The 13,015-nt window shown below is 53.7% G+C and carries 9 protein-coding genes; 4 read left to right on the top strand and 5 right to left on the bottom strand.

What is annotated here, in order from left to right; translation table 11 throughout:
• Positions 1-6: 6 nt before the first annotated feature.
• Positions 7-1,701 (bottom strand): hypothetical protein, encoded by a 1,695-nt coding sequence (locus QEH53_RS10105; protein WP_309023062.1) that lies wholly within the window; start codon positions 1,699-1,701, stop codon positions 7-9.
• 73 nt (positions 1,702-1,774) lie between these two features.
• On the opposite strand from QEH53_RS10105, the gene def reads away from it, so the two are divergent.
• Positions 1,775-2,350, top strand: coding sequence for a peptide deformylase (gene def / locus QEH53_RS10100; protein WP_309023061.1), 576 nt, complete (start codon positions 1,775-1,777; stop codon positions 2,348-2,350).
• 103 nt (positions 2,351-2,453) lie between these two features.
• On the opposite strand, the gene QEH53_RS10095 is transcribed toward def, so the two are convergent.
• Positions 2,454-3,914: a PhoH family protein gene (locus tag QEH53_RS10095; RefSeq protein ID WP_309023060.1), complete on the bottom strand. Its 1,461-nt coding sequence runs from the start codon at positions 3,912-3,914 to the stop codon at positions 2,454-2,456.
• 57 nt (positions 3,915-3,971) lie between these two features.
• On the opposite strand from QEH53_RS10095, the gene QEH53_RS10090 reads away from it, so the two are divergent.
• Positions 3,972-4,304 carry a hypothetical protein gene (locus QEH53_RS10090; RefSeq protein WP_309023059.1) on the top strand — a complete coding sequence of 111 codons (333 nt, stop codon included), beginning with the start codon at positions 3,972-3,974 and terminating at the stop codon, positions 4,302-4,304.
• Positions 4,305-4,837: 533 nt separating this feature from the next.
• Here the strand turns inward: QEH53_RS10090 and QEH53_RS10085 are convergent.
• Positions 4,838-5,323, bottom strand: a complete 486-nt coding sequence (locus QEH53_RS10085; RefSeq protein ID WP_309023058.1) for a hypothetical protein — start codon at positions 5,321-5,323, stop codon at positions 4,838-4,840.
• Positions 5,324-5,395: 72 nt separating this feature from the next.
• Positions 5,396-9,244, bottom strand: a complete 3,849-nt coding sequence (locus QEH53_RS10080) for a hypothetical protein (RefSeq protein ID WP_309023057.1) — start codon at positions 9,242-9,244, stop codon at positions 5,396-5,398.
• Between the two features lie 132 nt (positions 9,245-9,376).
• Between QEH53_RS10080 and QEH53_RS10075 the strand changes: the two genes are divergently transcribed.
• Both QEH53_RS10075 and QEH53_RS10070 read left to right on the top strand, forming a co-directional pair.
• Entirely contained in the window at positions 9,377-9,577 is a 201-nt protein-coding gene (locus QEH53_RS10075; protein WP_309023056.1) for a SlyX family protein, read from the top strand.
• Between the two features lie 56 nt (positions 9,578-9,633).
• Positions 9,634-12,252: a glycosyltransferase gene (locus QEH53_RS10070; protein WP_309023055.1), complete on the top strand. Its 2,619-nt coding sequence runs from the start codon at positions 9,634-9,636 to the stop codon at positions 12,250-12,252.
• 10 nt (positions 12,253-12,262) lie between these two features.
• On the opposite strand, the gene QEH53_RS10065 is transcribed toward QEH53_RS10070, so the two are convergent.
• On the bottom strand, positions 12,263-12,952 hold the full coding sequence (locus QEH53_RS10065) for a glycosyltransferase family 2 protein (protein ID WP_309023054.1): 690 nt from the start codon (positions 12,950-12,952) through the stop codon (positions 12,263-12,265).
• Positions 12,953-13,015 lie beyond the last annotated feature (63 nt).

Genomic DNA, 13,015 nt, shown 5'->3' with positions numbered 1-13,015 from the left:
GCGCGTTTACGACTCTTCCGAGAGACTGGCGATTTGCGCCTGGCCCTCCATAATGAGCTTGGTTTTGTAAGGTCGCACCAGACGGATCTTCACGATCGCCACACAGAGGATACCGAAGAGATTCGAGGAGTATGCGGCGAGCAGGTTGTGGTCGACGAGGTTGATCACCTGCATCACCAATGCGATACAAGTACCCGCGATACCAACATAAAGTCCGCTGTCGAAAAGGTTCTCTTCGTTCTCCATGAGCTTTAGCTTCACAAGCGAATTGAGTGAGCGCTTTTCAATCTCTCGCACCTTGAGCATGCAGATGAGAAAGACCAATGCCTGGAGCAGGAAGAAGAAGGCGATGGTGATTAAGGTTGCTGGTTGCATAGATGTGGTTGAGGTGGTTTCGACAATTTGGATTTCCCCATCGACCTGAGTGAGGACGGGCATGACAAAGTTAAAATCGTAGCCTTCGAACGAGCCGGCGGCAGAGAGATAAGGTTCGCTCAATACCGCAAATATTAACACGGACGCAGCGGCTCCGAATATGCGCTGAGTGAAAGCAAGAACCGGCGAAATGGTTTCTCGGTAGAAACGACCAAAAAGACTTATACCCCATAAAGCGACGAAAGAGCCGAGGAAGAAAGAACCGTACTTGATCGCCAACGAAAGCTGCGGGTTCTTTAAACTGTAGGGAGACATAGCTGCTTGGACGATCGACGCAAGCGAACCGGATCTCTCGACCGCTTGGATCTCGATCGGGAGCAGCTCGCGCAGCGCCAGCTGGTATCCATCGACCCCAGCTGCGAGGGAGGACTCCAGCCGCTCGAAGCCTAAATCGCCAAATTCTTCCAGGTAGGAAAACAGGTCATCCAGAACCTCGGCGTTGAGGCTCATGGCAAATACCAGGGCTTGCCGATCGCTTTTGCGATGTAGCAGAAAACGCAGCCGCTTCAACTCGTCGCCCGTCTGAACCTTGAAGAAAACTTCTTTGAGTTGCCCCCAATCGAAAACTCGCAACAGAGACAATGTATCGAGGTAAAAGTCCTCCAGCGTGCCGATGTTGCCGGTCGCCTTGGCATCGAGTATCAAACCTCTCAGCTCGGCTCGAAGAGAGTCGCTGAAATGGTCACCTTGAGCCAAAAGCCCAAGCCCAAGTAATGTGACCTCCAGCGGACGGCCTGAGGTGCTCGTGACGGGGAAGAGGCGGCGATAGGTCGTGAACTCCCCGGTTGCGAGCAGATCCTTGACTAGCGGGTTACGAGAGTTCTCCAAGAGCCCCGAAACCGCGGCGAGACAGGGTTTCGCGAGCAGAATCCCTAGGGTTCCCGGCTCGGAGGAATAGTCCTCGAGCGGTACCGACTTGAGAGCCGCCTCCAAAAAGGGGTCCCAAGCCCCCCAACGCGCCAACTGAGGATTCGACTCCAGCTCCATGCTGACTTGGGAAACCAGCAAGGCAGCCTTGGCTTCCTCGAGCTCCATCGCCGCATCCCCTATCAAGCGAGCTGCTCCGTAGTTACCATCCAGCAATAAAGCACGCCCCTGCTCCGAAACGCTCGGGCCTGAGAGCCCGGCTTCGCGAATAACCTGAAAGGGTACAGACTTGAATCGCGATGGAACCATCCACCCGAACGCGATAATCAATACACCCAAGAACAGCAGAAAACTGCCTGCAATGTTGTGCGATCGGTTGGTTTTAGGGTCCGTTGACATGCGCTAAAGGGAGCGAAGAAAGAATTTGATCTAGATTTGGCCTAAGTGTTGGTTAGGTCAAAAACGAAGACCAATGGTACTACAAATAGTTCAATACGGGGATAAAGTGCTGCAAAAAGCCGGCGAGCCAATCACGGAGTTCGACGATGAGCTGCGCACCCTCTTCGACAATATGGTGGACACGATGTACGAAGCAGAGGGCATCGGATTGGCCGCTCAACAGGTAGGATTGACCAAACAATTCTGTGTTGTCGATCTGACTGGCTGCGATCCGGATTTCGAATACACTCTCGACGGGGCAAAACCGCCTCTCGACCTCTTCATGCCAATCGGAATGTGCAACCCACAGGTCGAAGTCATTGGCTCCGAACCCCTGGCCTACGAGGAAGGTTGCCTATCATTCCCTAACATTCGTGGCGACGTGGAACGCGTCGAAAAGATTCGCTGTGAGTACCAAGATATCCATGGAAATCCCCATGTGATCGAGGCTGACGGCCTCTTCGGCCGCTGTATCCAGCATGAGGTCGACCACCTGCACGGCATCCTCTTCACCGATCGAATGCGGAAAAAGGTGCTGAAGAAAATCCAGCTACCCGTCAACGCACTCAAGACCAAGACGCTACAGCGATTAAAGCGACGCGGAGCATAGGCACTCAGCCTGCTCCGAAAGCGTCCTCACGATAAATGGACAAAAGAAAAGGCAGGTCCCCGCAATTCGGACCTGCCCTGTAAAGGTGTGCTGCCTCCTCTAATTAAAGGAGATCCGCTGCCAGTTCCGCGAGCAACGAACGCTCGCCCTTCGTGAGCTGCACGTGCGCGGCGATTCCTTGATCCTTCATTCGGTTCGAACAATAGACCAGTCCGTTGCTTCGCGAGTCGACGTAGGGATTGTCGATTTGAGCGGGATCGCCAATGAGTACAATCTTCGATCCCTCGGAAATACGAGTGATCACCGTTTTGACTTCGTGTGGCGTGAGCTGCTGAGCTTCATCGAGAATAAAGAATCGATTAGAAATAGAGCGGCCGCGAATGAAGCAAAGCGCTTCGATTTCTACGAGGCCGCTATCCAAGAGTTTTTCGTAAGGCTTTTGCGGACCTTTCCCAGGAACCGTAGATTCCTTGTCCTTCATCTTGTTTCTCTGACGCTTGTTTTCGAACTGCGGCTCCTTTGGCTCGTTGCTCGGGATCAAAACCTCCAGAGCGTCGTAGTAAGGTTGCAGCCAAGGGTTCATCTTTTCTTCCAAGGTGCCCGGAAGAAATCCGATCTCCTTGCCAACTCCAATCACCGGACGAGATATTGAAACTCCGTCGTATTTGCAATCCGAGGACGAAACTGCCTGATGGATCGCACACACTGTGGAAAGCAAAGTCTTTCCCGTGCCAGCTTTTCCATAACAGGTGATGAGCGAAATGGTATCGTCCAAAAGCGCATCCATGAAAAAGCGTTGCTCTAAATTCCGTGGGCGGATCGGCACGCCTCCCGGAGCTTTAACGTATTCCGGGATAATGAGCTTTCGCAATACTCCGTCTCCGTAGTGCCTGGCCGGCATCGTTTTACCTTCATCGGAAACAAGCAGTACGTATTCGTTTACGAATAGTTTGTTCTCTTCGTAATCCACGAGCTCGAATGCGCCTTCAGACGCGAAACGCTGTAGTTCGTATTTCGATACCTCTAACTTTCGATACGATCGAAACTCCGGCTCTTCAGGAGCTTTGTCGTTCAGGTAATCCTGCGACTCCAACCCGACTGCCCTTGCCTTGAGCTGAACGTTTATATCCTTGGATACCAGGATGGTCGGAGGGGGAAGATTTTCCTGCACGAACAACGCCGCGGCAATAATTCGGTTATCCTTCTTCTCGAAGTCCAGCAGAGACTTAAACTGCTTGAATCGTTCTGGAACCTGCTGCCCCGAGTCGTGTATGTATTTGTTAATTACAACTGACAAGGTCCCTCCCGTATCAAGAGTGACGCCTTCGGCCATCGACCGCGAATCCGGCAGAAGCTCCCTCAGCATCCGATGGACTCGACGGGCATTCCTACCCCGCTCAGAGCTTTGCTCCATCTTGATAGAATCCAATTCTTCCAATACTTCGATCGGAATAACGAGATTGTTGTCGTCGAATTTGAAGATGCAGTGCGGATCATGAATCAAAACGTTTGTATCCAGAACATACGTTTTTACGCGATTCACGGCAGACTTGCGTGACTTCAATTTGGAAGAACCGGCAGGTGATCCCATGTACCAACAAACCTAATACAGATCATTCGAATGTCCACTAAGAAATTCGTTACATTCGTTTTTCATCTAAAACGAAAGCGTCACGCGGACACACAAAACTCCTTGCAGGAAACAATCCCTCCAAGGAGCTATGGCGTGACTTTCAACCGTCACAAAAGCAGTTCGCGTGCCCAACTTGTGAAACGCCACGACTCTGCTCTAAAAATTCAGAGAGAACAAAATCTAGTGAATCCCACCCGCGACATAGGAGGCATAATCCAAGCCGCCCCCGGCGAATGCATGGCCTTGTATATCAATAAGAACCACCTGCTCGCGAGTCGCACCCTCAACCGTCCTGAGAACAACGAACTCGTGGAAGCCTGAACGTTGCGGTACGCCTTCCAAAGTTCCGTCCGCCGAATTGAATACGAACCCGGCCGGCAAACGGCTTTTCTCCCCGTTGGCGTGTTTCCCCACTGCACAGCGTTCAGCAGATTTCGAGTCAGATGAAGCCAGGTCATAGCTGAAGCGCTCCCCAACCCTAGTGAAAACGATAATGCAACTGCTACTCCCACAATCGCTTTCGCTCAAGGTCACCGCAGGGCAAGGTTCCGCGGTGCCGCTGGCCTGCGCAAAGCTCAAAGGTGAACTTGCAGCAGCAAGGGCAGCGATAGAGAGGGCGGCGCGCGAAAAGGGGTGTTTTTTCATCGTTAGACGGGTCAGAGGCTACTAAGCGAAACGACTTTTCGAGCCCTCGAGCTGACGCTTCGCTTGATTGATACCTTATTTATCGGTGCCTCGCTGCCTGATTCAAAAGCCCTATTTCATTCCAGCACTATTCGCACCGATTTCAGGGAATACGTGGCCTCAACCACCTAGAGAACCATGAGCCCTCACCGAATTGCCCCTATTACTAGCTACGCAACCGGGCCGGTGCCGCACCCTTCCTGCCCTTCGAAACCGTACTTCTCGAGCATATCCCCAATGATTCCAGGCAACGAATCACGGTTTTCAGCACTACCTCCAAACTCCGCGCTACATTGCACGTAACCTACGATCGAGGAAGGACTGGCCGAGCGTCCAGCTGCTGACAAATGGGTTTGCACGCACTCGTAGGCACCGAGCCAAGCAGCAAGGTCGAAATCTGATTCGTCCACGAGAGTCCGCAGTTGCCTCATAAAACCGTCAACTCCATCCGGCTCCCTCACCAATCCCTCCGCTAAGGTGTCGAGGGTGCGGGAGCTCTTGAACCCCTCGGCCAAAAGCAGAAGCGACCGCTCCGACGCACCGGAGGCTAGAGCTTTAACCAGCGAACGCTCCCAAGCCATAGATTGGGAACGTATGGTTCCGCATTTCGCGGTGACAGCATCAAGCAAGGTTTTAGGTAGTGCAGATTGACTCATGGGGGCCTTAGCTTCGAGCGATGAGGCGGTCTTTGGCGAGTCCGAAAAAGAGATGGACTGAGCGTGGGAACCCTAGAGGTTTCTGGTCAAGCGGAACGACAAGTCTCGAGAATCACCCTCGAGCCGAAACCCATCGGCTCTGAGGCGCATGCGCGAAACGCTGCGGGCATCGAAGAACTCCGACTCAGCCGTTTCAGCGGAACCTGGTGAATCTATAGATACGGTCCTCAAGCTCAAGTAACCTTGCTCCCGCCCACTCATGCTTTTCTCGAATTCCAGCGAACCTACGAAGTGCTTGGAGGTTTTCTGCTCCATACCGGATAGTTTAAGGACTCCTTTGACGAAACCGCCTTCATTGCGAACTTCAGTGATCACAAGCTGCACGTCTCGCGAGTCCGCAGCATCTTCGCCCATGATCGCGAGTCCATCGAAGAATGAACCCTCGGCCAAAGCCATCTTGACGCGTTCTCGCTGACGCTCGTTTTCTCGCCTCAAAGCGAACAACTCGTCCTCCTCGCGGGCCCTCATCCGATCAATTCGTGCCACATAGTTTTGCGCCTCTGAAGAGTGGGCGTCGTAGACCTTAGCAAATTCCGGAGAGTGGATGTCATAAGCGTTCTCGCCGAAGGCGTACCTCGGCTCGCCTTCCGGCCATTCAAGGTCGCCCTTGTAGCCACTCACCCGTATACGAGCTAAATCCCACTCTAACTCTTCGTCTTCCCGCTTCAAAGCGTACGTCACGCGCAGAGGAAGCACCTCCTCCTTGCGGGCGGAAATCTCGTAAAGTCGATCCCAAGGGCGATCTGGATAGTTGCCTATCTCCTCCGGAAAGTGGTCACGAGCATACCTTAGCGATTCGAGAAGCGAACCTTCATCGTAGCCCTTGTCCCCCTGCAATCGGGATTCCAATACGGGTCGGTACAAGTTTTCGCGGAGGCGGGCCCCCACCACGGCATGCAGCCGAATCTCATTCTCCGAAACGCGCCTTACCTCGCTGTCTACCCACTGCATTTGATAGAGCCCCTCTTCGTCGAAATCGCGAAGCGCATGGATGCCAATTTTCTCGATCTCTAGCAACAGGGCCGAGCCATCGATATCTCGACCGTCGTAGTACTCAATAATTTGCTGTTTCCATACCGCGAGAACACCGGCAAGACCTACCAAGACTAGCCCCGCAGCGACCGCCATAGAGTGAGTAACCCGCCAGAGTAAACTGGGCTTCGGCATCTCCACTACCTTTTCGACGACCTCCTTCTTGGCCGCTACCTGTTCTCCTTCGCCAGTTTCCTCGCCAATGAGCTCGTCCCCGGCTTCCTCCTCGGAACTTTCACCATCCTCGCCGCCTAGCTCAGAGAGGCTATCATCGAAATCGTCGAGTGAAATTTCGTTCTCAAATGGATCCTGAAGGGCTGTTTCCCCTAACCGATCTTCAGATTCTTCCTCAGTTGCAGCCTGCAAATCCTCATCGGGCGGCTCTTCATCCAAGATTTCGATAGGAGCTGGCGGTGGAGGAGGCAAATCTCCCGCTCGATCTGCTACATTTCCTGGAGCTGGGATGTCCTCCTCTTCGTCTTCGATCACCGCGATGGCCTCCCCATCAGCAGTGATTAGGGAAGACGGATCGGGCAACGAGACAACTTCGTCGTCATCGTCGTCCGTCGCCTCCGCCATCATCGCATCTGGCGATGGCATGGAAACGATTTCATCGTCGTCATCATCGATGACGTCAAGCAAAGCGCTCGCCCCTTCAGCTGGCTTTTGTGAATCTCCGTTTAAGAGACTGCCGGCCTGCATCAGCAATTCTTCCGCGGACGGAACGGCGGGAGCAGCTGACGACTCCGCCACGCTCTCCTGCGCTTCATCCTCTTCCTCATCGACTTCGACAAGCCCAGGAACTTCAGGAACCGGCATCGCCACCACTTCCTCTTCGTCATCTTCGACGACATCCGCGGAGGGCGAGTCCGGCTCCAATGCTACAGAGCCCTCATCCCCTTGAGCTTCAAGGAGGCTCGAAATATCTTCTTCGTCCAAGTCTTCGTCTACTTCGACTAGGCTGGGCACCCCGGCCGCTTGGGATGCGTCTTCGGACTCGGCATCCTCCTCACCGAGATTGTCTGCCATGAGATCCTCCGGAGAAGGAAGTTCGATCAAATCCTCTTCCTCCTCTGCTGACGTTTCCGCTGCTTCTACATCCGTTGCCTCAGGCTCATCGGACACTTCTTCATCGTCAGGGATTTCCTCAAGCCCTTGAATCGCTTCTTCGTCGGAAGCATCTTCTTCTGCTTCCTCGAGGACAGATGCCAAAAGCTCCGAAACATCCTCACCTCCAGCATCTCCGTCGATTGCTGCGGGATCCGAATCAGGCTCTGCTTCCGCAAGGGTTACACTCTCGCCGAAGGATTCCGAATCAGAGACAGTTTCTTCCGAATTCTCCGACACGTCGAGGGATTCCTCCGAAGTCACATCAGATGACGAATCATCCTCTTCTTCAATCGCTTCCAACAAAGCGGAGAGGTCTTCATTCTCCTCCTCGGCTTCTGAGACGGCTACTTCTGGCTGAGGCGCTTCGTCCGCATCCTCGAGCGTAGCGGTTGATTCATCAGAAAGATCATCGATAGCCGATTCCAATGCAGGTTCTGCTTCGTCTTCCTCTTCTAGAACCGAGTCCAGCAATTCAGACAAATCTTCTTCGTCTTCAAGCGATACCTCCTCGACTGCTTCTTCCTGATCCGAGGAGAAGAGCACCTGTTCATGTCCCTCTGCCGATGACGTAGGTTCTTCCGAGCCAAGGTCCGACTCGTCCTCGCTCGGAAGGCTTTCAGTTTCCGCCTCAGCTTCGATTGCCTTCGACGGAGCTTCCGATTCCTTAACTGACGAAACCTCTGGTTCGGAGACCGAAGCCGCCTGAGCAGCAGGCTCCGTGTTTGGTTCCAAAGGCTCCGAATCGGGTTCTTCCGCTTTTGCGGTCGTGGTTGGCTTGACCTCCGAAGGTGAAGGGGCCTTGGCAGGAATCGCCGATTCGGCCTGCGACGGAACCGGGTCTGCCGGAATTTCGAAGTCGGAAGAGCTCAGAGCCGAAGCTGGCTCGTCTGATGGATGACTCGCGGACTGAAGAGGCGCTGCGGGTTCAGCCTTTGGCTCCAATGGTTCAGATCCAGTGGTGTCTTCCACAGCAGGGACTTCGCGAACGGGCTCAGTCTCTTGGCTAGATTCGGACGATTCTGGAGCCCTGGCTCTCGAAGGCTCGGGATCCGCTGGGATTTCGAAATCGGTAGGTGGACTCGGGAAAGCAGCGCTCTCCTGCGCCGAGCCATCGTCATCTGCGTTCGGATCAATCGAATTACGCAGAGAGTCGTCCGGATCCTCCATTTTGAACAACTCGTCGGAGTTGCTTGAACTCTCCGCAGATTCCTCTTCGTCAAGATCTACAAAGCCGCCCGCTTCGTAGTCTTCGACCTCGTCCATCAAGTCATCGATGACGTCATCCAATCCCATGGAGCCCAGTTCCGAGTCGATCTCCGCGAAAACATCCGCTCCGAGGTCATCCTCGCCTAAAACTCTGCTCGGAGCCTGTTCCGGCTTATTCTCGATTCTCTGAACTGGCTGCGGCTCAACGTCATCTTTCACAGGCGGAGTTTCCTCCACACCCTTGGACGGCCTATTTGCCGGAGGCGATTCACTGCCCGCACTTGGCAGGTCATCGATTTCGAAGACATCTAGCTCGCGATCCGACTCGTCAAAATCCGCTCTAGGATCGGGCTTCGGCTCCTTCTTTCCGAAGTCTTGCACTTCGGCACTGGAATCAGTTGCTTCAACCTGTCCAGACGCAGTACTCCCCTCCTTGGAAGCAGCACTTTCTTCGCGCTCAACTTCCAAGTCCGATATGTCGAACTCGAAGTCTGGAGAATCCGATTGAGTCATTTACGTTTTTCCCGGAAAAAGCGGTCAATATTAGAAGTGGGGACCGCACAATCCTCTATCGGCTACTATCCTGCCTAATTTAAGGCGAATCTCAAAAGCCGGAGAATCGGCCCCTACTTCTTTCCCTTCAATATGAGCGACTTACAGATCCAAGATCTTCAGATAAAACAGACTTTTCTCGAACGGCACATCGAGGAGCAAGACCGCGTGATCTACGCCATGCAGTCCGAGCTCGAAAAAATCCGCAAAGAGATTGAAAGCCTCAAGCAGCGTGCCGAATCCACATCAGATGGTAGCGACATGCCAGCCAACGAAAAACCTCCTCACTATTGAGGCGGATTTTTCTAATCGACTGAGCCCGAACAGCCTACCAGTAAGAAGAGCTCCCAATGGAAGTTTCTTTCGTCGTTCCTGTCTACAATCACCTCGCCCTGACTCGGGAGTGCCTCGACTCTATTGAAGCCACTGTCGAAGGAGTCGAATATGAAGTCATCATCGTTAACGACGGCTGTGACGAAGAGACGGCCGAAGGACTGCGAACCCTCGTTCTCGGCTGCAAAAGAGCGAAATTGGTCGAAAACAAGACCAACCAAGGATTCGCCCACGCCAACAACCTCGGCGCTATTCACGCTCGAGGCGAAATATTGGTACTCGCCAACAACGACCTAAAGTTCCGGCCAGGATGGCTCCAGCCCATGCTCGAAGGGCTGAGGTCCGACGCAAAGATAGGAATCGTCGGTAACATACAGTACAGCGTGGCTACGGGTAAAGTTGACCACGCCGGCGTTAACTTCGACCCAAAAGGAAATGCCATTCACCTGCGCAAGCGTCCTCGAACAATCGTTGGAGCTCCTCGCTACACGGAATTTAAAGCGGTCACCGGAGCCTGCTGTGCGATACGGCGCGAGCTTTACGAAGAAGCTGGTGGCTTCGACGAGGCATTCGTCAACGGAGGCGAGGACGTGGATCTCTGCTTCCGAATTACGCAACTCGGACACAAGATCCTCGTGGCCAATCGAAGCGTTGTCGACCATCACGTCAGCGCCACGAGACGGGAGCCCAACCGGGAGGACGAATGGAACTCCCGTCTTTTGCAGAATCGCTGGGGCAAGGAATTGGCAAGCCTCGCCGCGGCCAGCTGGCCAAAGGCATACCTTAGGCAGGTCTTCCATGCTCGACATTGGAAAGCCATCGACTGGAAGCTGCTTAAAGAGGCTCTACCAAGGTACTTAAACCTCAAAAAGAGCCCCGCAGAGCCCGCGCTCTACCACGCCTTCTGCGAGCAGGAGAGAAATGAAAGACACTGGCGCTCAACCCTCGATGGGTTGACCGATGAGGAAATTAAGCGAGAGGAGCGCGAGCGACACTCCTCCCCTTTCAGAGACCAATACAGCTACAAAGGACTCTACGCCGAGGATACGGAATTCCTAGGCGTCTGGATCCGAGAGTTTGCGTCGATCAGCATCCCCCGAGGGGCGTTGGTTTCAAAACTCGGCATATCAGGATTTTCTCACGATAGCTGCAGCGGCCACGATTCCGGAAAGATTGGCCTCGCTATCAAAATAAACGATGCCGCCATCAATGCTTCTTACCCAATCGCTCCAGGCTCGTTCCATCTCGAATTCGAGAATCTGCCGGCACGGGCGAGCGACAAGACAGAACTGGAAATCATCCTGCTCGGCGTCGAACGGACCAACGCTTACGCCTACCTCGGACGCAAGCTAGCTAAAGCCTCTTTCCTGCCCAAATTGCTACGCTCTTCTTTCGCCAAATACCGCGAGCAAAGGTTGAACAAGAGACTCGCTATCCACGGTATCCACATCAACGGCGAGGATGTCTTCGATTTCAAAAAAGACCCAACAAACCCGCTCAATACAGACTATGTGATCAAGCACTCTCGGATGGGAGTCAACCTCGTGGGTTGGTTCAAGGCCGAGCTCGGAATCGGCGAATCCGCCCGTGTCGCGGCCAAGGCTCTACAAGAAAGCCAGCTCCCATTTTCGCTCGTCAACTTGAAGGTCAATTGTCTCGCGTCCCAAGGCGACCAAACGTACGCGAACGAGTTGAGCGACTCCAATCCGAACCCCATAAACATCTTCCACATCGACGCGCCCCAGAGCGCTGATATCGACCATCACCACGGGCTGGATTTCAGAAAGGACAAGTACAACATAGCATACTGGGCATGGGAGCTTCCAGACTTCCCCGACGAGTGGACAAAGTACATGCGCTACTTCAACGAAATTTGGGCACCCTCAAACTTCGTTCGCGACTCCATCGCCATGAAGTCTCCCGTCCCCGTCTTGACTGTACCCCACTGCATCGACTTCTCCATTCCCGACCGCGACTATCGCAAAGAGCTAGAACTCCCCAGCGACAAATTCCTTTTCACCTTCGCCTACGACCTCAACAGCTACCAAGAGCGAAAGAATCCAAAGGCAGCGATCGAAGCCTTTCGCCAAGCCTTTGCTGGGAGCGATCGGGCCAACGACGTCGGCCTAGTACTCAAGGTCCATTCTGCTGCCAACAACCCAAAATCGTATAACGGGCTGCGCGAGCTCCTGGCCGGAATCCCTAATTGCTACCTCATCGACAAAACGTTGTCCCGTGAGATGACCTACGGTCTCATGAAAGCTTGCGACAGCTATATCTCCCTCCACCGTTCCGAAGGATTCGGCCTAACCGTCGCTGAAAGCATGCTGCTCGGGAAACCAGTCGTTTCCACAAACTGGTCCGCCACCAGCGAGTTCGTAAACGCCAGAAACGGCTGTCCCGTCAATTTCAAGCTCATCCCCCTTACCCAAAACCATGGTCCGTACAAGGTCGGCCAAATTTGGGCAGACCCCGATTCCGTACACGCAGCCAGCTACATGTACAAACTGGTCTCCGATTCGGACTACGCAAATGAGCTGGGAATACACGCTCGAGCAAGCATCAAGGAGCTCTACTCGAGGGAACGAATCGCCAGCATATATCGAAAACGACTGCGCGCGATTTCCCTTTGGTGATAAGAGAACGCTATACAAACGCGTACTTGGAAATCACGTACAACGCGCGAAACCCATCTCGAGCCCCAATTTTCTTCCCATCATCGAAGGTGCGACGAGCGTAGGTGATCGGAACTTCCATGAAGGTCAAATCCATCGCCGCCGCCTTCGCGGTGATTTCAGGCTCTACCCCGAAACGATCCTCTGTGAGCTCCATTTCGTCGAGCACAGCCTTAGGAAACATTTTATAGCACGTTTCCATGTCCGTGAGCTTCAACCCTGTGTAAAAATTTGAATACATCGTCAGGCCGGCATTCACGGTCCGATGCCAGAAGGGACTGATCGACTTGATATCAGGGTGCAGGAAGCGAGAGCCGTAAATCACATCGGCTTCGCCTGCTTCTAGTAGTTCAAGCATCGCCCCGAGCTCGCGCGGATCGTACTCGAGGTCCGCATCTTGGAAAACGACATATTTACCTGTGGCCGCTTGAATTCCGCTCCTCAAGGCCGCCCCTTTCCCCCGGTTCACCTCATGCATGACGATCACATCGATATCACCCTTCAACCCCTCGTCCAAAAGCTCTCGAGTTCCGTCCGTCGAATAATCGTCCACCACCACCAGTTGAAGATCACAGAGGCCGCATCCGCGTATGGCCGCGACAACAGAGGCTAGCGTCGAAACCTCATTGAAAACTGGAATGATGATTGAAAGTAACGGCATGTGGGTCGCAGGTTTCCGGCCGAATTCGCCGCAACGTGAGCGTTCACTCCTTCCTTACCCGCT

Source organism: Pelagicoccus sp. SDUM812002 (assembly GCF_031127835.1).
Lineage (GTDB): Bacteria > Verrucomicrobiota > Verrucomicrobiia > Opitutales > Opitutaceae > Pelagicoccus.
Note: the sequence above shows the minus strand (reverse complement) of the source record. Positions and strands in the feature narration are given on the sequence as shown.